We start from the raw sequence: 19,102 nt of genomic DNA, 5'->3' as shown, positions 1-19,102 counted from the left end.
AACGACCGGAATCGGAGCGTGAGGAAGTCGCGGCGGAATCCGGGCTTTCAGCGGGTAGCGTCATAAGAGTGACTGAGGAAACGCCGACCAAGACACGTTCGATGGTCGACTGGTCCCTGGCCGCCTCGACGGGCGCCCTCCTGGTGCGCGGTGGCCCGGCGGTCGACCGCGAAGAGGCCGAAGAAGCCGTCGCCGATCTGCGGGAGCTGACCAGCGAGGCGGAGGGGCACGTCCGCGAGCTGACCGGGCTCGGGCTCGAACTGCCGCTGCTGCCCGCCGAGGTCGTCGACCGGCCCGGCTGGGTCCGCTCGGCCGCCGCCGGGCTCGACGCGCTCACCGGCCGCGCGCTGCCGCAGGCGCAGGGCGGTCCGCTCGGCCCCGTGCTGGCCGGTGGCGCCGGCGTCCAGACCGGGCTGGTGCTCGCGTTCCTGGCCTCCCGCGTGCTCGGCCAGTACGACCCGTTCGGCGGGCCGGAACGCCGTGGCCAGCTGGTGCTCGTCGCGCCGAACGTGGTCGCCGCCCAGCGCGCGATGGACGTCCCCGGCCACGATTTCCGGCTGTGGGTCTGCCTGCACGAAGGCACCCACCGGCTCCAGTTCACCGCGGTCACCTGGCTGCGCGACTACTTCGCCGACGAGGTCGAGCGCCTGATCGGCGGGCTCGCCGGCCGCGACGCCGACGGGCTGAGCGATCTGGTCGGCCGTCTCCCGGACACCATCAAGCAGATCGGCAAGGGCAAGGCCGGCGGCGCCGGTCTCGCCGAACTCCTGCAGTCGCCGAGCGAGCGCGCGGTGTTCGACCGGCTCCTCGCGCTCTCCACCCTGCTGGAGGGGCACGCCGACTTCGTCATGGACGCCGTCGGGCCGCGGGTCGTGCCGAGTGTCGAGCTGATCCGCTCGCGGTTCACCGCGCGGCGCAAGGGCGGCGGGCTGGTCGACCGCGTGCTGCGCAGCCTGCTCGGGGTGGACGCGAAGATGCGGCAGTACGAGCAGGGCGCGAAGTTCACCAAGCACGTCGTCGACGCTGTCGGCATGGAGGGCTTCAACGCCGTCTGGACGTCGCCGAACACGCTGCCGACCCGGGCCGAGATCACCGATCCGGCGGCCTGGGTGCGGCGCCTGCACGGGTGAGCGGGCCGGATCCGGCGATCGCGGCCGTGCGGACGGCCGTGCGGGACCTCCTGACGTCGGCGGATCCTCGCGACGAGGTGTGTGTCGCGGTTTCCGGCGGCGCGGATTCGCTCGCGCTGGCCGCGGCGGCGGCGTTCGTCGGCACTCGCGCGGGGCTGAGGGTGCGGGCGCTCGTCGTCGACCACGGCCTCCAGGACGGTTCCGCCGAAACCGCGGCGAAGGCGGCCGACACGGCCCGTGAGCTGGGTGTCGACACCGCCGAAGTCCTACGGGTGAGCGTCGGAGGCGCGGGCGGGCCGGAAGCCGCGGCCCGCCGGGCCCGGTATCGCGCCTTGCGTTCGGCGCTGCCGGAAAGCCACGGTCTCGTCCTCCTCGGCCACACCCTCGACGACCAGGCCGAAACCGTCCTGCTCGGCCTCGGCCGGGGATCGGGACCGCGCTCGCTGGCCGGGATGCGGCCGCACGACCCGCCGTGGGGACGGCCGCTGCTCGGCGTCACCCGCGCCACCACCCGGCAGGCGTGCCGGGCGCTCGGCGTCGAACCGTGGCAGGACCCGCACAACGAGGACCCGCGGTTCACCCGTGTCCGGTTGCGGACGGAAGTACTGCCCCTTCTGGAGGATGTGCTGTCCGGCGGTGTCGCGGCCTCGCTCGCCCGCACGGCGGCGCAACTGCGCGAGGACACCGAGGCGTTGGACACACTCGCGGGCGACGTCTACCTGCGTGCCTTCACCGACGAAGGACTCGACGTCGCGGTGCTCGCCACCGAGCCACCCGCCCTGCGACGACGAGTCCTGCGCAGGTGGCTGCTGGACTCCGGAGTGCGCGAACTCACCGACGCCCACCTGCGTTCGGTCGACGCGCTGGTGGGGAACTGGCGGGGTCAAGGCGGGGTCTGGCTACCCGGCGACTTGGTGGCCGAACGGGCGCATGGCAGGCTCTCGGTCGAAGCACCCCAATCCACCACCTAGAGGGGATCGTCCTGTGTACGAAGGCGAGATCGCCTCCGTGCTCGTCACCGAGCAGCAGATCAACGACAAGATCGCCGAGCTGGCCGCGAAGGTAGCCGCGGACTACCCGGTCGACGGCCCCGGCTCCGGACAGGGAGACCTCCTGCTCGTCGGCGTGCTCAAGGGCGCGGTGATGTTCATGACGGACTTCGCCAGGGCACTCCCTCTTCCTTCGCAGCTCGAGTTCATGGCGGTCTCCTCCTACGGTTCGGCGACCTCGTCGTCCGGCGTGGTGCGGATCCTCAAGGACCTCGATCGCGACATCGCCGGCCGCGACGTCCTCATCGTCGAGGACATCGTCGACTCCGGGCTCACGCTGTCCTGGCTCCTGAAGAACCTCGCCAGCCGCAACCCGGCCTCGCTGGAGGTCGTCTCGCTCCTGCGCAAGCCCGAGGCGGTCAAGGTCGATGTACCGGTCAAGTACATCGGGTTCGACATTCCGAACGAATTCGTAGTCGGATACGGCCTCGACTACGCGGAGCGTTACCGGGACCTGCCCTACATCGGCACCCTGGATCCGCACGTTTACACGTCCTGAGAACCGCTTGCCCGCGGATGCGGGAATACGGAACCCTGAGCACGGTGAACGCGTCATAGGCTGCGATCAAGTGCGTTAACCTATGCGAAGACCTTCGCCACGATGCCGTCGTGGCCTGGCCCGGGGGAAACGGAGAGAGCTCAGATGGGGAACAGCAGCTTGGCGGACGCGAACGCGTTCAAGAACGCCGCGGCCCAGGGCCAGGTCGGGATCGACCCGGACGCGGCCCAGACCGTCCTGAACAAGATCCGCACCGGCAAGGACGCCGTCGAAGCCCTGCTGCACCGGGCCGGTGACCTCGGCCAGCCTCCGAAGCTGGGCAACAACCCGGTCGGGAACGCGATCGCCGCGAAGGTGGCGAACCGGGCCGACGGCGGCGGTGACTCGTACGCGGCCGCGCTTCAGAACCTTTACCAGCAGTACGAGGCCGCCGAGTCCGGCATCGTGATCGCGATGGCCAGGTACCACGAGATCGACCAGGCCGCGGCAGAGCCGTTCCGGAACGTCTGAGGGGGAGTCAGAAAGCCATGCCACCGAAGCACAGCGCCGACTCTTTCGGCGAGAGCACCAGCAGCACCCCGGTCCAGCTCGGCGACAACTCGCACGCCGAGGGCATCGTCTCGTCCGCCCGCGGCCGCTCGGACGGGTTCGACATCGGCGCCGACCGCGCCATCACGAACCCGCCGAACTGGGAGAGTGCCGCGACCAGCCAGGACCTGTGGAACCAGGCCAACCTCGGCAACGACCCCAGCACCGCGACCTCGATCAGCCAGTCGTGGAGCTCGCACGGGACCCAGCTGAGCCAGGCCTCGAACGACCTCTACACCGCGATCTCCGAACTGGGCGCCGCCTGGATCGGCCAGGGCGCGGCGAGCGCACAGGGTTCGCTGGTCGCCATCGCGAACTCGGGCTCGCAGGCCTCCGAAGCCGCGACCACGATGTCGGACAGGCTGCAGAAGCAGGCCGACGCCGCCACCAAGGTCAAGCTCATGCCGAAGCCGACCAACTACACCCCCGAGGGTGCGATGGGCCAGGCTCTCGCGGCGGGCCCGGTCGGCATGATCACCGACCAGAAACCCCTCGCCGACCAGGACAAGGAAGTGCGGGCGGAGCAGGCCAGGTTCCTCGAGGCCTACACCAAGGAGATGAGCGAGGTCGACAGCTCGACCCCGAGCTTCGGCCCCGAATCCCTCGGCATGAAGCCGACGGCCACGCACAACAGCGCCTCGTTCAGCGGTGTCGGCAACGTCGGCGGCGGGGGTCTCAACTCCGGCGCCGTCTCCGGTGCCCCGGTCCTCGCGGGCACGCACGGCTACGGCGGCGCGCAGGGCAGCGCCGGCGTCCCGATCCACGCCGGTCCGGACTCGGGTGTGTTCTCGCAGGCGGGCTACAACCCCGCCACCGGGAACCTGCCTGCCGCGGGTGTCGCACCCGGCGCCGGTGTCGCGTCCGGTGCGGGCGCGCCGATCACCGCCCCGCATGCCCCGGCGAGCGGCGGCAACGGGCTCGGCCAGGCACTCACCGCGGCCGCCCTCGGCGGCGGTCTCGGCTACGCCGGTGCCAAGGCGCTCGGACAGGGCAACAAGTCCGGCGCCAAGGACACCGACGGCACCGGCGCCGCGGCGACCGACAACGCGCCCGCGCAGAGCGCCGCGTCCCAGGCCGTGCCGCAGCAGGGCCTCGTGTCCTCCAGCGGCACCATCGGTGGCGGCCCCACCCCGCCGATGCAGGGCATGGGCGGCGGTATGGGCATGGGTGCCCACGGCGCGCAGGCGGAGCAGGAAGAGGAGCACACGCACGCGTCGTTCCTCATCGAGCCCGACCCGGACGACGCCTTCGGTGCCAACGAGGCGACCCCGCCGCCGGTCATCGGCGCCTGGACCGAAGACGACGATCGCTAGAGCGGTTTTCACCGGGCGCGCGGCCGATCCGGCCGCGCGCCCGCTGACTTGTGCGAGCCTGTCGGCGAAGCGCGTGAATCCGCGCCGGCCGAAGGCCCCGCTATCGCGGTGGCAGGACGCCCTGCCCGCGGTCGTGAGACAGATGACCAGGCAGTGTCCTGCCGACGCCGATCGCGGACGCGGGTTCACCAAAGACACTAGGGGCGGACGATGGCGAACGGTGACCTGCTCACCGCGGTCGAGCTGGACTTCCTGTGGGAGGCCGCGAACGCCGGGGAGCTGCCGTACCCGCTGCGGCTCCGCTCGCACGGGGCGACCGTCGACGAGCGTGACGCCCTGCGGAAGCAGACGTTCCGGTCACTGAACCAGCGTCGTCTCGCCGACGAACGCGGACGTCCCGAGCCCCACATCGAGGACTACTTCGGCGTCCTCGCGCGGCCGGACCTGAGCCTGGACTGCGTCCAGCTCAACAATCCCAACACCGAACCGCTCCTCGCGGTCGCGTCGCTGCTCGGCGGACAGGGCCTCCTGACGGTGCAGGATCAGCGCGGTTTCCACTTCCACCCGATCGCCGCGGACGGCCTCGCGAGCGCGATCGTCTCCCTCCTGCCGCCGGGCTCGCGCGGCACCGAGAAGTCGATCACCCTCCCGCTGGACGGACTCGTCGGCGCTTCCGGCGCGGACTTCCTCCAGCGCCGCCAGCCGCAGGTCGACGGCACGGCGACGTCCGACGAGGACCGCAAGGCCCTGTCCCGGCTCCAGGCGCAGCCGCGGCTGCGCGGTGGCCAGTTCGGCGCCAACGCGCGCAGCAGGCACGGCACACGGAGCCGGTCTTCGGTGCTGAGCTGGTTCGACACGCAGTCGGGCCGGTACTTCACCCAGGCGACCCGCGGTTCCGACGGACGGGACTGGATCACCATCGCGCCCGCGGACCCGGCGACGCTGCGGCACCGGCTGACGGAGATGCTGGGCAAGATCGCGGCCGACGCTTCCGTCTCGCGCTGACCTCCCGTCACGCGGGCATGTGGCGGCTGGGGCGAGACTTCAGCAAGAGGTCCTTTCGGCCATCCGGCCACCGCCTGTCGTACCCCTTCGCTATCGTGAACCCCCGGGCGTTCTGACGCACAGCGATTAGCCACGCACAGGCCCCGCAGCCGAGGTGCCGGGAGGGCACGGAGCAATGCACCAGGAACACTTCACACCGATGGCGTTCGACTTCCTCTGGGAGTCCGCCGAACTCGGCGACCTGCCGTATCCGCTGCGCGTGCGCTCGCACGGCGCGACCGAGGCCGAGCGGCGGGTGCTGCGCGACCGCACCGACGTCGAACTCAAGGCCCGCGGCCTCCGCGACAGCCGGGGGAGGCTGGACCGGAAGATCGAGGACTGGCTGTATCTCCTCGCCCGCGGCTCGCTGACCATCGACGCGCTGCACATCCCCGAGTTCCAGGCCCCGACGATCGCCGTCCTCGGCGCCACCGACGGCCGCGACGCGGTGATCGCGATCCAGGACCAGTCCGGCATCTGGCTGCGCGGAGCACCGGCCGACGGACTCCCCACCGCCGTCGTCGACCTGCTCCCACCGGGACAGCGCGGCTCCGAGGCGTCCGTCACGCTGCCGATCGACGACGCCCGCCGGACCGAGCCGATCCGCGCCGCCGTCAACCCGACGAAGCAGGGCGAAGAGCCCGAAGCGGCGAAAACCCGTCGTAAAGAGAAGCCCCGCGTCTCACTCAGCGAACGCGTCACCGCGGACCCGCGCGAGGCGTTCGGCAAGCTCACCGGCCAGCCGCGGCTGCGTGGCGGTCAGCTGGCAGCGAACAGCCGGTCCCACGTCGGCGCCAAGCAGCGGTCCCGTGTCCTCGGCTGGTTCGACACCGTCAGCGGACGGTATCTCAGCACGTCACAGGCAGGTCCGGACGGCCGCGAATGGGTCACCGTCTCCCCGGCCGACGTCAAGACACTGCGGATGAGGCTGGGCGAAATGGCCGCCGGTGTGGCGGTCGACACACGCTAGGGTCGCGCTCCGGGAACCCTCATGCGACGTCCGCCGTTGACGTGCGAGAGGCTCACCACCCTCGTCCGTCCAGGCGGGCGGTATCCTGAGGGGCGGGTGTCGGAGCACCATGGGTCGTCAAGATCGTGATGGCGGGAAACAGCAGGAGCCGCCCAACCAGGAAGGGTCGAGGCCACCAGGGCCGAGTCGTATGAACCGGAAGAGCGTGCTCAAGAACCCAGTGCTCTGGATTCTCGCGGCGGTACTGGCGTTTCTCGCCTACAACACGATCTTCGACAGTGATCGTGGCTACACCCAGGTGCCGATCTCGATCGCGAACCAGCAGATCACCGCGAACAACGTCAAGGAAGCCTCGCAAGAGGACAAGGAGCAGCAGATCAAGCTGCTGCTGAACAAGAAGATCGAGGTCGAGGGCCAGCAGGTCGACCAGATCATGGCCCAGTACCCGGCGAACGTCGCGGGCACCGTCTACGGCCAGCTCATCGGCCTCAAGAACGGTGACAACCCGGTCAAGTTCACCACCAAGGTCACCCAGCAGAACATCCTCACCCAGATCCTGATCTTCGCCATTCCGCTGGCGCTGGTGCTGGGCCTGCTGATGTGGATGATGAACAACGCGCAGGGCGGCGGGAACCGCGTCCTCAACTTCGGCAAGTCGAAGGCCAAGCAGCTCAACAAGGACATGCCCAAGACGACCTTCGGGGATGTCGCGGGTGCCGACGAGGCCGTCGAAGAGCTGTACGAGATCAAGGACTTCCTGCAGAATCCGGCGCGCTACCAGGCACTCGGAGCGAAGATCCCCAAGGGCGTCCTGCTCTACGGGCCGCCCGGTACCGGTAAGACGCTGCTCGCGCGAGCCGTCGCGGGCGAGGCGGGCGTGCCGTTCTACACGATCTCCGGTTCCGACTTCGTGGAGATGTTCGTCGGTGTCGGCGCCTCGCGAGTCCGCGACCTGTTCGAGCAGGCCAAACAGAACGCGCCCTGCATCATCTTCGTCGACGAGATCGACGCGGTCGGCCGCCAGCGCGGCGCCGGCCTCGGCGGCGGCCACGACGAACGTGAGCAGACGCTGAACCAGCTCCTCGTCGAGATGGACGGTTTCGACGCGCGCGGCGGCATCATCCTGATCGCCGCGACCAACCGCCCCGACATCCTTGACCCGGCGCTCCTGCGTCCCGGCCGGTTCGACCGCCAGATCCCGGTGTCCGCACCGGACATGCGCGGCCGCAGGGCGATCCTCGAGGTGCACGCCAAGGGCAAGCCGATCGCGCAGGGCACCGACCTGAGCAGCCTCGCCAAGCGAACCGTCGGCATGTCCGGCGCCGACCTGGCGAACGTGCTCAACGAGGCCGCGCTGCTCACCGCCCGCCAGAACGGGCACGTGATCACCGACGCCGCACTGGAGGAGTCCGTCGACCGCGTCGTCGGCGGCCCCGCCCGCAAGAGCCGGATCATCTCCGAGAAGGAGAAGAAGATCACGGCCTACCACGAGGGCGGGCACGCGCTCGCCGCGTGGGCGATGCCGGACATCGAACCGGTCTACAAGCTGACGATCCTGCCGCGCGGGCGCACCGGCGGTCACGCCCTGCTCGTCCCGGAGGACGACAAGGAGTTGATGACCCGTTCGGAGATGATCGGGCGCCTGGTCTTCGCGATGGGCGGCCGGACGGCGGAGGAGCTCGTCTTCCACGAGCCCACCACCGGTGCCTCCTCCGACATCGAGCAGGCGACCAAGATCGCCCGCGCGATGGTCACCGAATACGGCATGAGCGCCCGGCTCGGCGCGGTCAAGTACGGCCAGGAGCAGGGCGACCCGTTCCTCGGCCGCTCGGCGGGCCGCCAGGCGGACTACTCGCTGGAGGTTGCGCACGAGATCGACGAGGAGGTGCGCAAGCTCATCGAGACCGCGCACACCGAGGCGTGGCACGTGCTGAGCACCTACCGCGACGTGCTGGACGAGCTGGTCATCGAGCTCCTCGAAAAGGAGACACTGACCCGCAAGGATCTCGCGCGGATCTTCGCGACCGTCGAGAAGCGCCCGCACATCACCATCTTCAACGAGTTCGGCGAGCGGAAGCCGTCGGACAAGCCGCCGATCAAGACCCCCGGCGAGCTGGCGATGGAGCGCGGCGAGCCGTGGCCCCCGCCGGAGGAGAAGAAGGAACAGCCGGTGCTCCAGCCGGCGCCGACCCCGGTCGGCACCGTGCAGGGCGGCGGCGACCTTCCCGGTGGCCCGCCGTACGCGGCCCCGGTCCCGCCCGCCGACCCGAACGCGAACCCCTACGCTCCGCCGCAGCCGGGCGCCTACCCCAACGGTGGCCGCCCGAACGGTGGGCCGAACGGCACCGGCCACTGGCCCCAGGCATATGGTGGGCAGCAGCCGGGCGGTCCGGCAGGCGGTTATCAGGGTGGGCCCGTTGGCGGTCCGCCGAACTACGGGGCACCTCCCGGATGGACCCCGGCGACCCAGCCGGGCGGCCAGCCGAGCCAGCCCTGGCGTCCCGCCGAAGACCGTCCGCGTGACAACTGGTTCGGTGGCGAGCCCGGCCAGCCCGGCGGTCAGCAGGACGAAGGACAGCAACGGCGTGACGACGGACAGGACGACAGCAAGCGATAACGGCCCAGGCCCGGTCTTCGACCAAGAACGGGCCGAGAAAGCCATACGCGAACTCCTGCTCGCCTGTGGTGAGGACCCGGACCGGGACGGTCTCCTTGAGACCCCCGCCCGGGTCGCTCGCGCTTACCGGGAGATGTTCGCCGGGCTCTACACCGAGCCGGACCACGTGCTGGACCGCACGTTCGACGAGGCGCACGAAGAACTCGTCCTGGTGACGGACATCCCGATGTTTTCGACCTGTGAACACCATCTCCTGTCCTTCCACGGTGTCGCCCACGTCGGCTACATCCCCAATGAGCACGGCAAGGTCACCGGTCTGTCCAAACTGGCCCGCCTCGTCGATCTCTACGCCAAGCGCCCCCAGGTCCAGGAACGCATCACTTCACAGGTCGCCGACGCGCTCATGCGCAAGCTCAAGCCCCGCGGCGTGATCGTCGTGATCGAGGCCGAGCACCTCTGCATGGCCATGCGCGGCATCCGCAAACCCGGCGCCAGGACGACGACGTCGGCGGTGCGCGGTCTGTTGCAGTCTTCGGCGTCCTCGCGGGCGGAGGCGCTGGACCTGATCATGGGCCGTCGATGACCGTCCTGCCCCAGCCCGGCCGCTGCGCGGTGATGGGCATCCTCAACGTCACCCCCGATTCCTTTTCGGACGGTGGCCGCTACCTCGGGATCGAGCAGGCGCTGGAGCACGCGCACGCGATGTGGTCCCGCGGCGCGGATCTGATCGACGTCGGCGGGGAGTCGACACGGCCTGGTGCGTCCCGAGTGGACGCCGACACCGAGATTTCCCGGATCATGCCGGTGATCCGGTCGCTGGCGGCCGACGGTGTCGCGATGTCCGTGGACACCACCCGCGCCGAGGTCGCCCTCGCCGCCGTCGAGGCGGGCGCGTCGGTCATCAACGATGTCTCCGGTGGGCTGGCCGATCCGAACATGGCGAAGGTCGCCGCCGAGACCGGTGTCCCGTATGTGCTGATGCACTGGCGCGGGCACAGCAAGGACATGAACGCGCTGGCGTCCTATGAGGACGTCGTCGCGGATGTCCGCTCCGAGTTGCTGTCCCGAGTGGACGAAGCGGTCTCCGCCGGCGTCGACCAGAGTGCGATCGTGCTCGACCCCGGTCTCGGTTTCGCGAAGAACGCGGAGCACGACTGGGCGCTGTTGAACGGCCTGGATTTCTTTCTGTCCTTGGGTTTCCCGATCCTCGTCGGTGCTTCGCGCAAACGGTTCCTCGGGCGTCTTTTGTCCGGAAAGGACGGAAAGCCCGCCCCGCCGGACGGCCGGGAGAACGCGACCGCGGCCGTTTCCGCGCTCGCCGCCGCGGCGGGTGCGTGGGGTGTGCGGGTGCACGAGGTCGGCGCGAGTATCGACGCCGTGACCGTCGCGGCCGCTTGGCGAAAGGGGAGTCCCGTTGTCTGACCGGATCACGTTGACCGGCTTGAGGGTCTTCGGCAGGCACGGGGTCTTCGACCACGAGAAGCGCGACGGGCAGGAGTTCGCCGTCGACATCGTCGTATGGCTGGACCTCGGCCCGGCCGCCGCGTCCGACGACCTGGCCAAGACGCTGCACTACGGCGAACTCGCGGAACTCGCCGCCGGGATCGTGGCGGGTGAACCGTACGACCTCATCGAGAGCGTCGCCGGGAAGATCGCCGACGAGGTCCTGCGCGACGAGCGGCCGACCGCCGTCGAGGTGACCGTGCACAAGCCGTCCGCGCCGATCCCGCTGAACTTCGACGACGTCGCGGTGACGGTGCGGCGGGAGCGATGAGCCGCGCGCTGCTGTCGCTCGGTTCCAACCTGGGGGACCGGCTCGCGTTCCTCCAGTCGGCCGTCGACGCCTTCCGGCCGTCGGTCGTCGCGGTGTCGTCGGTCTACGAGACGAAGGCGTGGGGTGTCGAGGACCAGCCGGACTTCCTCAACGCCGTCGTCCTCGTCGACGACCCGGCGCGTGACCACTGGGACTGGCTGCGGGCGGGGCAGGCCGCCGAACAGGCGGCGGAACGCGTGCGCGAGGTCCGCTGGGGACCGCGCACGCTGGATGTCGACATCGTGACCGTGGACGGGGTGCGCTCCGACGACCCCCAGTTGCTGCTCCCTCATCCCGGCACGCCGGAGCGCGCGAGCGTGCTGATCCCCTGGCTGGAGATCGAGCCCGCCGCGGTGCTCCCCGGCCACGGCCCCGTCGCCGGCCTCCTCGCCGCCCGGCCCGCTTCCGACGTCACCTCCGTGCGCCGGACCTCACTCACCCTCACCCTCCCCCTCACCTGACCCCCCGCGTTTCGTCCTCTAGTTGCGGTAGTTCGTGTCACGAACGACCGCAACTAGAGGACGAAACGCGGAGTGGGTGTCGTCGGCTGGTGCCCCCAATGGGGCTTTGGGGGCGCTGGGTGCCCCCAATGGGGCATTGGGGGCATCGGCTTGAGTGGCTCACGAGATCGCCACTCACGACCGGCCGCCCCGCCCCGCCCCGCCCCGCCCCGGGCCGGGCCGGGCCGGGGCAGCCTCGCGAGCCCTCGCCGCCCCTCGCGTTTCGTCCTCTGGTTGCGGTAGTTGGCGACGCGAACCATCGCAACTAGAGGACGAATTGCGGGAGAGGGGGCGGGCGAGAGCAAAGGTCCCTTGCTACCTCAGGGAGGCGCGCAGGGCGGCGACGACCCACTCGGCCTGCGGCATCTGCGAGGGGAACGACGGCCAGCCGTTCATCTTCCCCAGCAGGAACCAATACCGCTCCGCCCGCGGATCCATGCTGATCGCCATCCCGTCGGCCAGCTTCTTCCGCCAGACCGGGTCTCCGGCGTCGCGGCCGTTCCGCGAAGACTCCGAGAAGATCGTCTCGGCGAGTTCCCGGCCCGTAGGCGAGTCCGGTGCGAGGCCAGCTTCGAGCGCCTCCGACGCCCTCTCGCTCCAAGCCATCCACAGTTGCTGCTGCTGCTCGCCGAAGTCTGCGCCGTCCTCCTTGCGGAGCTGCGAGTGCCACTCGCTCATCCGGCGGATGGACGCGCGGAACTCGTCGTCCTGCACGAGTTCGGCGAACTCGATCCAGGCCTCCAGCTGTTCCGGTGTCGGGTCGTCGGGCAGTTCCGGCTTCGCGGAGCGCATCCGCTCGTAGAACTGCGGATCCAGTTCCAGCCCTTCGACCATGTCCGCCCAGAACTCGTCGAGCAAACGTTTGCGGTCTTCGTCCGACATCGACGCGAGTTTGTTCATCAGTTCGACCTCCTCCAGTGGTGAGTCCCGTTTGGCCACCGCGCGCAGGACCGCCCGGCGCAGCTCAAGCCGCCGGATCTGCTCGTCCAGGGCCGCGACGTGCCGGACCGCGAGGTCCCCGATGGTCGCTTCCCTGGTCAGCGCCCGCTCCACGTCCGCGAGACCCAGCCCGAGCTCCCGCAACGTCCGGACCAGCTCCAGACGCGCCATCGCGGTGGCGTCGTAGAGGCGGTAGCCGGAATCGGTGCGGTCCGTCGGCGGCAGGAGCCCTTCGTCGGAGTAGAAGCGGATGGTCTTCACCGGCAGGCCGGTCCGTCTGGCCAGCTCCCCGATGGTGAATACCGCGGCGGTGCCCATATGCTTCATGTTCGACTCTCCAGTTGGTGGAGAGTCAAGCCTGCCAGGTAGCGTTGGGCCATGCGCTTCACCCGGCCACGCGAGCTGGCGGTGGCCGGCCTCCTGGGTTTGGTCCTGGCCTACCTGCTCTTCCAGGTCGCGTACGGATCCATGCCCGCGCTTCCGCTCTTCGCCGGAATCACCCTGTTCGTCCTCGCGCTCTGCCAGACCGTGCTCGCCTTCATCATCCGTTCGCGGATCCGGGAGGGCCGGGTGCTCGCCGCGATTTCCGTCGCCCGATCGGTGGCCCTCGCGAAGGCCTCGTCACTGGCCGGATCCGTCATGACGGGGGTCTGGCTGGCGGCTTTCGCGTATCTTTTCCCGCGACGTGACGAACTCCTCGCGGCGAGCGGCGATCTCCGTTCGGCGATGGTCGGGATCGTCAGCTCGGTGGCGCTGGTAGCTGCGGCTTTGTGGCTCGAACACTGCTGCCGGACCCCCGAAGGCGGCGATCGGGAGCGCGATCCGGAGCCGACCGGTTAACGCTCGGGAGCCACCGCTCGAAGTACCGACTAGGTCTCGTTCGGATTACTAGAAGGTACGGTGTTGGGCATGACCGGGGTGGGTGACGACTCGCGCGGCCGCCTTGCGGGTAGGCCGTGGCTTGTCGTCGGCTTGGTTCTCGCCGTCGGCGCGACTCTCGCATTGGTGCTTTCCGACGACCTCCGCTACTTGCGGCTGGGGATCGTCGCGGCGCTGTGGGCCGCTTTGATCGGTGCGTTCCTGGCGGTCCGCTACCGCAAAAACGTGTCACAGAGCGAGGACGCCGTCGCCGAGGCGCAGGCCGTCTACGAGCTGGAGCTGGAACGCGAGATCGCCGCCCGCCGCGAGTTCGAGCTGGAGATGGAAGCGGAGACCCGGCAGGCCGCCGAGACCCGCTCGCAGGACGAACTCGAAGCGCTCAGAGCCGAGGTGAGCGCTCTGCGCGAGAGCCTCCAATCGCTCTTCGGTGGCGGCGAGGTTCTCCTCGAACGCGTCGCGCTCACCGCGCAGGCCACCCGGATGCGGTCCCTCGACAACAAGCAGCTGATGAGCGCGGGGTCCGAGAACGGCAACGGCAAACCCCAGCTGATGGCCGCCAAGAGCACCACGATCGACGTCGACGAGCGCGACCACGGCCGGGAACGCCCGACCGAGTTGATCGACCGCGTCCTCGAACCCGCGTCCGCGCGGAACGGCGCCCCGGCCGCCGCGCGTCGCAAGCCGTCGAACGGTCAGGTCAATGGCACCAACGGTTACGGCCAGAACAATCAGGTGCCCCGGCCGAAGCCGGTCGACGAATCGACTCGCCGCAGCATGCGCAAGGCGGACGCCCGCGCGTCGAAGGCGGCCGAGGCACTCGCCGCCGAAGCCGCCCGTCGCGAGCGGCTCGAGTTGTCCAACCCCGGCATGTCGCCCGCCGAGGTCTCCCGGCCGATGCCGAAGGTCGACGCCAAACGCAAGACCCCGCCGCCGGTGACCCCGGCCGAGGTGTCCCGCCCGTCCATGCCGGGTGTCTCGCGCGCCGAGGTCTCGCAGCCGTCGATGCCCACCGTCGCCCGGCAGCCCCAGCGCCCGGACCCCCAGCGTCCCGAGGCCCAGCGTTCCGAGGCCCAGCGTCAGGAACCCCAGCGTCAAGAACCCCAGCGCCGTCCGCAGCAGCAGCCGTCGTTGCAGCAGCGTCTCGACGCCGGCACCGCGCAGCGTCCTTCCGCCCCGCGGCCGGAGGAGCAGACCCGCAAACAGGCGCCGCCGGTGAAGCCCGCCGCGCAGGCGAAGCCGGTGAAGAAGGTCGAGCCCGACCGTCCCCGGCCGAACCGCGAACTCGGCCTGACCCGGCCCGGAATGAAGCCGGTCGACCGGCCTCGTCCGGCCGGTGGCACGCCGCCGCCCGCGAACAAGCCCACCCCGGAGCCGATGGAGGCCACCGGCGAGTGGAAGCCGTCGTGGACGCAGGAGCGCCCGGTCTCCGATCTGAGCGCCGCGTTCCCCAGGAAGGACGACTTCCAGGACCGGCTGCGGCCCGCGCCGCCTTCGAAGCCCCAGCCCGCCAGCCCCCAGCCCGCCGGCTCCCAGCAGCGTCCCCAGCCCGCCGGTTCGCCGCCTCGTCGTGACCCGGAGCCCCCGACGCCGCTGTCGATCCCGGTCGTGGCCGAGCCCGTGCGGCCGCCGGAGCCCGAACCGGTGCGCCGTCCGGCCGCCGAGACGCCGTCGCGGCACAGTGGCGGCGCCGAGGAGCCGCCCGCGGTCAACCCGACGCTGCCCGAGGAACTTCGCGTGACGCAGAACCGGTCCGGCGGCCGTCGTCGCCGGGCGTCGGACGACTCCTCGGTCTCGCTCACCCCCGTTCCCCAGGTCCCGGAGCCCACCGGTGGTGGCCGTCGCCGCCGTCCGGACGGCGAGCCCCCGGCCTGGCAGAGCACCGAATCCTCGGGTGGCCGTCACGGCGGCAAGAGAGCGAAGCCGGAGGACGAGGCGCCGTCCCGCAACGGGTCGTCGCACAGCCGTCCGGAGACCCCTGACGCCGGTTCCCACGCTTCCGGCCGTTCGGTGATGGACCTGCTCGCCGCCAACGGCGCGAACGAGTCCACTCCGCGGCGTAGGCGGCGTGCGGAGGACTGAGCGCATACCGACGGTAGGGTGACCCGCTGTGAGCGAGCCTTCCTCCCCGGAGCCCGGCCTCGGCCGGGCCCGCCGGTCCCGGTCGATCACCGTGCTGCTGCCGGTGCTCGGACTGATCGCCGTCGCGCTGTGCGGGTTGTTCGTCTTCGGCACGGTGACCGAGAAGGTCGGCCTGCCCGCGGTGACGATCGGTGTGCTCGCGGCGCTCGTCCCGGTCGGCGTGGTGGTCACCGCGTTCCTGTGGGTCGACCGCTGGGAACCGGAACCGCCGAAGCTCCTCCTGCTGTCGTTCGTCTGGGGCGCGTGCGTCGCGACGATCATCGCCCTGCTGCTCAACAGTGGCGCCGAGGCCGTCGGTGACCTGCTGCTCGGCAGTGGGGGCGGCGGCAAGATCAGTGGCCTGGTCTCCGCGCCGCTGGTCGAAGAAGCCGCGAAGGCCGCCTTCATCCTGTTGCTGTGGTGGCGCCGTCCGATCGAGTTCGACGGCGTCGTGGACGGCATCGTCTACGCCGGGTTCACCGCGGCCGGGTTCGCGTTCACCGAGAACATCTACTACTTCGGCCGCGCGTTCGCCGAGAACGGGTTCGGCGACGGCACGAGCGCCGGCGTCCTCGCCGCGTTCTTCCTGCGCGGTGTGCTCTCGCCGTTCACGCATCCGCTGTTCGCCGTGATGACCGGGATCGGGCTCGGCGTCGCCGCGAGCAGCAAGATCCGCGCGCTGAGGATCCTGGCGCCGATCGGCGGTTACGTCGTCGCCGTGCTGCTGCACGCGCTGTGGAACGGCGCCGCGCTGCTCGGTGGCGCCAAGACCTTCCTGAACGTCTACTTCCTGATCATGGTGCCGCTGTTCATCGGGGTGTTCTCGGTGGTGGTCATGCAGCGGCGCCGCGAGCAGCGGATCGTCGCGGCCGCGCTGCCGATGATGGTCGACGCACGCTGGATCGCCCCGTCCGAGGTGCCGCTGCTGGCCAGCCTGTCCGGACGGCGGTCGTGGCGGAAACAGGCGCGGAAGCAGTCGGGCCGCGACGCGGCGAAGGCCGTCGGCCGCTACCAGGCCAGCGTGACCGAGCTGGCGTTCCTGCGGCGTGGTCCGAAGCTCACCGACGAGGGCAAACAGCGGCAGCGTGAACTGCTGCGAGTGCTCAAGACGTCGCGGGCCGACGCGGTGAGGCTGGCGGACGGTGCTCCACGCGGGTGACCCGTATCAGGTGAAGCTGGTCACGAGGGCCGGTTCGGACGCGGGCCGGAGGGTTACCCTCGCGCCGTCGTCCGGTACCCGCGACCGCAGAGCGGGACTGGAACGAGTTGAGGAGTTTTCGACCATGAGCGTCCACTGGCGCACGCCATGATGAGGCCCGCTCGCCTGGCCGTGGGAGTCGTCTCCGCGGGCCGGGTCGGCAGTGTCGTCGGCGCCGCGTTGGCGAGGGCCGGTCACACCGTCGTAGGGGCTTCCGGCCTTTCCAACGCTTCGGTACGCCGGGCGGAGCTCCTGCTCCCCGACGTGCCCCTCCTGCCGCCCGACGAGGTCGCCCGCCGCGCCGACCTCGTCCTGCTGGCGCTGCCCGACGACGCGCTCGCCGGGATGGTGCGTGGTTTCGTCGCGACAGGGTCACTGAGGCCGGGCCAGATCGTGGTGCACACCTCCGGGTCGCACGGTATCGACGTCCTCGCGCCCGCCGCCGAGGCCGGGGCCCTGCCGCTGGCCCTGCACCCCGTGATGACCTTCACCGGCCGCGAGGAGGACCTCGACAGGCTGGCCACGTGCAGCGTCGGCGTCACCGCCGCAGAGGGTGACGAAGCGGCGTGGAACGTCGGCGAGGCGCTGACCGTGGAGATGGGCGCGGAGCCCGTCCGGGTCCCTGACGAAGCGCGAGCGCTTTATCACGCGGCGTTGGCGCATGGCGCGAACCACCTGATGACACTGGTCGCCGACTGCGCGGAACTGTTGCGGGAAGCGGGAATCGCCCAGCCCGAACGCCTGGTGGCTCCGTTGTTGTCGGCGGCGTTGGATAATGTTCTGCGACACGGGGACCGGGCGCTGACCGGGCCGGTGGCCCGTGGTGATCTCGGCACCGTGCGTAAGCATCTCGCGGTGCTGGCCGAACGTGGCCCCGACATCGCCCCGAGCTATCGCGCGCTGGCCAAGCGCACGCTGGCGCGCGGCGACGCCGCCGGGCTCCTGGACGCCTCGGCCGCCGCCGAGCTCACCGAACTCCTCAGTGAACCCGCAGATCCAGCAGACCCCGCCGAAGGGCAGCAAAACCAGTGACCACACCCAAATTCGCCCGAGGCACGCTGCACACCTTCCAGCCGCCGGAGCAGGTGAGCCAGGTGACGCGTGCCCTGCACGGGGTCGGCCGCAAGGTCGCGCTGGTGCCCACCATGGGCGCCCTGCACGCGGGGCATCGTGAGCTGATCCGCCGGGCGAGGCGGCTGCCGAACACCGTCGTCGCGACGTCGATCTTCGTGAACCCCCTGCAATTCGGGGAAGGCGAGGACTTCGAGGCGTACCCGCGTCCGCTGGACAAGGATCTCGAGGTGCTGAAGGAGGACGGCGTCGAACTGGGCTTCCTGCCCAAGGCGTCGGACCTGTACCCCGAAGGGGCCGCCGTCACGGTGCGCCCCGGCCCGCTCGGCGACGAGCTCGAAGGGGCGGTGCGGCCGGGGCATTTCGCCGGCGTGCTGACCGTGGTGGCGAAACTGTTCAACATCGTGCGGCCGGACTACGCCTTCTTCGGGGAGAAGGACTATCAGCAGCTGGTGCTGATCAAGAAAATGGTGCGGGACCTGAACTTCGACACCCGGGTCATCGGGGTGCCGACGGTCAGGGAACGTGACGGGCTGGCGTTGTCCTCGCGCAACGTCTACCTGACTCCTGAACAGCGCGAGGACGCGATCGTGTTGTCGGCGGCGCTCACCGCGGGTGCCTTCGTCGGGCGCGACGGCGCGGACGCCGTGCTGGCGACCGCCAGGCAGACCCTCGCCGCGCGGCCCGCGGTCGAGATCGATTATCTGGAGTTGAGGGGAACCGACCTCGGGCCCGCGCCCGTCGACGGTGAAGCGCGGTTGCTGATCGCGGCCAGGGTGGGGAGTACCCGGCTGATCGACAACGTCGGCGTGGTGCTCGGCGCCGCCGCGGACCATCCGGAACACGCGCTGGACGCAGGGGAATAGGGAGAGTCCACGATGTACCGAACCATGCTGAAATCGAAGATCCATCGGGCGACGGTCACCCAGGCCGATCTCCACTACGTCGGATCGGTGACCGTCGACGAAGACCTGATGGACGCGGCGGATCTGCTGCCGGGCGAGCAGGTGTCCATTGTGGACGTCACCAACGGCGCACGGCTCGAGACCTACGTGATCGCGGGCGAACGCGGCAGCGGGGTGCTCGGCATCAACGGCGCCGCGGCGCATCTGGTGCACCCCGGGGATCTGGTGATCCTGATTTCGTACGCGCAGATGGAGAACGCCGAGGCGGCCGCGTTCCGGCCGCGGGTCATCTTCGTCGACGCGGACAACCGCATCGTCGAGAAGGGCGCCAACCCAGGGCACGCGCCGGAGGGATCCGGACTGCTCAGCGGCACCGTGACACTGGCCGACGACGACACGATGACCTTCCCGGTCGCCGAAACCGCCGACGCCCGCCGTCTCGACGCGCTGCTGCACGCCGAAAGCTGAG

At 70.3% G+C, this 19,102-nt stretch carries 19 protein-coding genes; 18 read left to right on the top strand and 1 reads right to left on the bottom strand.

The genetic code is table 11. From position 1 onward, the window contains the following. Window positions 1-101 precede the first annotated feature (101 nt). The 12 genes from BS329_RS04510 to folK all read left to right on the top strand — a co-directional run bounded on the left by BS329_RS04510 (window position 102) and on the right by folK (window position 11,484). On the top strand, window positions 102-1,130 hold the full coding sequence (locus BS329_RS04510; protein ID WP_076155915.1) for a zinc-dependent metalloprotease: 1,029 nt from the start codon (window positions 102-104) through the stop codon (window positions 1,128-1,130). Further along, entirely contained in the window at window positions 1,127-2,101 is a 975-nt protein-coding gene (tilS, locus tag BS329_RS04505; protein ID WP_076155913.1) for a tRNA lysidine(34) synthetase TilS, read from the top strand. The genes BS329_RS04510 and tilS overlap by 4 nt, the downstream gene beginning before the upstream one ends. A gap of 13 nt (window positions 2,102-2,114) precedes the next feature. Then, the gene (gene hpt, locus BS329_RS04500) at window positions 2,115-2,678 is read left to right on the top strand and encodes a hypoxanthine phosphoribosyltransferase (RefSeq protein ID WP_076155912.1); all 564 of its coding nucleotides are present in this window, start codon (window positions 2,115-2,117) and stop codon (window positions 2,676-2,678) included. Between the two features lie 144 nt (window positions 2,679-2,822). Beyond that, entirely contained in the window at window positions 2,823-3,188 is a 366-nt protein-coding gene (locus tag BS329_RS04495; protein WP_076155910.1) for a hypothetical protein, read from the top strand. A gap of 17 nt (window positions 3,189-3,205) precedes the next feature. After that, complete coding sequence (locus BS329_RS04490; RefSeq protein ID WP_076155908.1) at window positions 3,206-4,579, top strand: WXG100 family type VII secretion target; 1,374 nt, start codon at window positions 3,206-3,208, stop codon at window positions 4,577-4,579. A 210-nt stretch (window positions 4,580-4,789) separates the two neighbouring features. Further along, the gene (locus BS329_RS04485; RefSeq protein ID WP_076155907.1) at window positions 4,790-5,584 is read left to right on the top strand and encodes an ESX secretion-associated protein EspG; all 795 of its coding nucleotides are present in this window, start codon (window positions 4,790-4,792) and stop codon (window positions 5,582-5,584) included. A gap of 175 nt (window positions 5,585-5,759) precedes the next feature. Continuing rightward, on the top strand, window positions 5,760-6,593 hold the full coding sequence (locus BS329_RS04480) for an ESX secretion-associated protein EspG (RefSeq protein WP_076155905.1): 834 nt from the start codon (window positions 5,760-5,762) through the stop codon (window positions 6,591-6,593). 190 nt (window positions 6,594-6,783) lie between these two features. Further along, window positions 6,784-9,210: an ATP-dependent zinc metalloprotease FtsH gene (ftsH, locus tag BS329_RS04475; protein WP_076155904.1), complete on the top strand. Its 2,427-nt coding sequence runs from the start codon at window positions 6,784-6,786 to the stop codon at window positions 9,208-9,210. Continuing rightward, the gene (gene folE, locus BS329_RS04470) at window positions 9,179-9,793 is read left to right on the top strand and encodes a GTP cyclohydrolase I FolE (RefSeq protein ID WP_076156816.1); all 615 of its coding nucleotides are present in this window, start codon (window positions 9,179-9,181) and stop codon (window positions 9,791-9,793) included. The genes ftsH and folE overlap by 32 nt, the downstream gene beginning before the upstream one ends. Next, window positions 9,790-10,632 carry a dihydropteroate synthase gene (gene folP, locus BS329_RS04465; protein ID WP_076155902.1) on the top strand — a complete coding sequence of 281 codons (843 nt, stop codon included), beginning with the start codon at window positions 9,790-9,792 and terminating at the stop codon, window positions 10,630-10,632. Before folE ends, folP begins: the two co-directional genes overlap by 4 nt. Next, complete coding sequence (gene folB, locus BS329_RS04460) at window positions 10,625-10,984, top strand: dihydroneopterin aldolase (protein ID WP_076155901.1); 360 nt, start codon at window positions 10,625-10,627, stop codon at window positions 10,982-10,984. The genes folP and folB overlap by 8 nt, the downstream gene beginning before the upstream one ends. Further along, complete coding sequence (gene folK / locus BS329_RS04455; RefSeq protein ID WP_076155899.1) at window positions 10,981-11,484, top strand: 2-amino-4-hydroxy-6-hydroxymethyldihydropteridine diphosphokinase; 504 nt, start codon at window positions 10,981-10,983, stop codon at window positions 11,482-11,484. Before folB ends, folK begins: the two co-directional genes overlap by 4 nt. A gap of 354 nt (window positions 11,485-11,838) precedes the next feature. Here folK and BS329_RS04450 read toward each other — a convergent pair whose 3' ends face one another. Then, window positions 11,839-12,780: a MerR family transcriptional regulator gene (locus BS329_RS04450; RefSeq protein ID WP_076155897.1), complete on the bottom strand. Its 942-nt coding sequence runs from the start codon at window positions 12,778-12,780 to the stop codon at window positions 11,839-11,841. A gap of 60 nt (window positions 12,781-12,840) precedes the next feature. On the opposite strand from BS329_RS04450, the gene BS329_RS04445 reads away from it, so the two are divergent. The 6 genes from BS329_RS04445 (at window position 12,841) to panD (ending at window position 19,101) form a co-directional block, all read left to right on the top strand. Beyond that, complete coding sequence (locus BS329_RS04445) at window positions 12,841-13,302, top strand: DUF3180 domain-containing protein (RefSeq protein ID WP_076155896.1); 462 nt, start codon at window positions 12,841-12,843, stop codon at window positions 13,300-13,302. 69 nt (window positions 13,303-13,371) lie between these two features. Beyond that, complete coding sequence (locus tag BS329_RS04440; RefSeq protein ID WP_076155894.1) at window positions 13,372-15,420, top strand: DUF6779 domain-containing protein; 2,049 nt, start codon at window positions 13,372-13,374, stop codon at window positions 15,418-15,420. A 28-nt stretch (window positions 15,421-15,448) separates the two neighbouring features. Beyond that, window positions 15,449-16,618: a PrsW family intramembrane metalloprotease gene (locus BS329_RS04435; protein ID WP_084749379.1), complete on the top strand. Its 1,170-nt coding sequence runs from the start codon at window positions 15,449-15,451 to the stop codon at window positions 16,616-16,618. Window positions 16,619-16,753: 135 nt separating this feature from the next. Then, a complete protein-coding gene (locus tag BS329_RS04430) occupies window positions 16,754-17,689 on the top strand; it encodes a Rossmann-like and DUF2520 domain-containing protein (protein WP_425266351.1) in 936 nt (311 codons plus the stop codon). Beyond that, window positions 17,686-18,594 (top strand): pantoate--beta-alanine ligase, encoded by a 909-nt coding sequence (panC, locus tag BS329_RS04425; protein ID WP_076155890.1) that lies wholly within the window; start codon window positions 17,686-17,688, stop codon window positions 18,592-18,594. The genes BS329_RS04430 and panC overlap by 4 nt, the downstream gene beginning before the upstream one ends. A 12-nt stretch (window positions 18,595-18,606) precedes the next feature. After that, complete coding sequence (panD, locus tag BS329_RS04420) at window positions 18,607-19,101, top strand: aspartate 1-decarboxylase (RefSeq protein ID WP_076155888.1); 495 nt, start codon at window positions 18,607-18,609, stop codon at window positions 19,099-19,101. The last annotated feature ends 1 nt before the right edge of the window (window position 19,102 follow it).

This window comes from Amycolatopsis coloradensis (genome assembly GCF_001953865.1).
Lineage (GTDB): Bacteria > Actinomycetota > Actinomycetes > Mycobacteriales > Pseudonocardiaceae > Amycolatopsis > Amycolatopsis coloradensis.
Note: the sequence above shows the minus strand (reverse complement) of the source record. Positions and strands in the feature narration are given on the sequence as shown.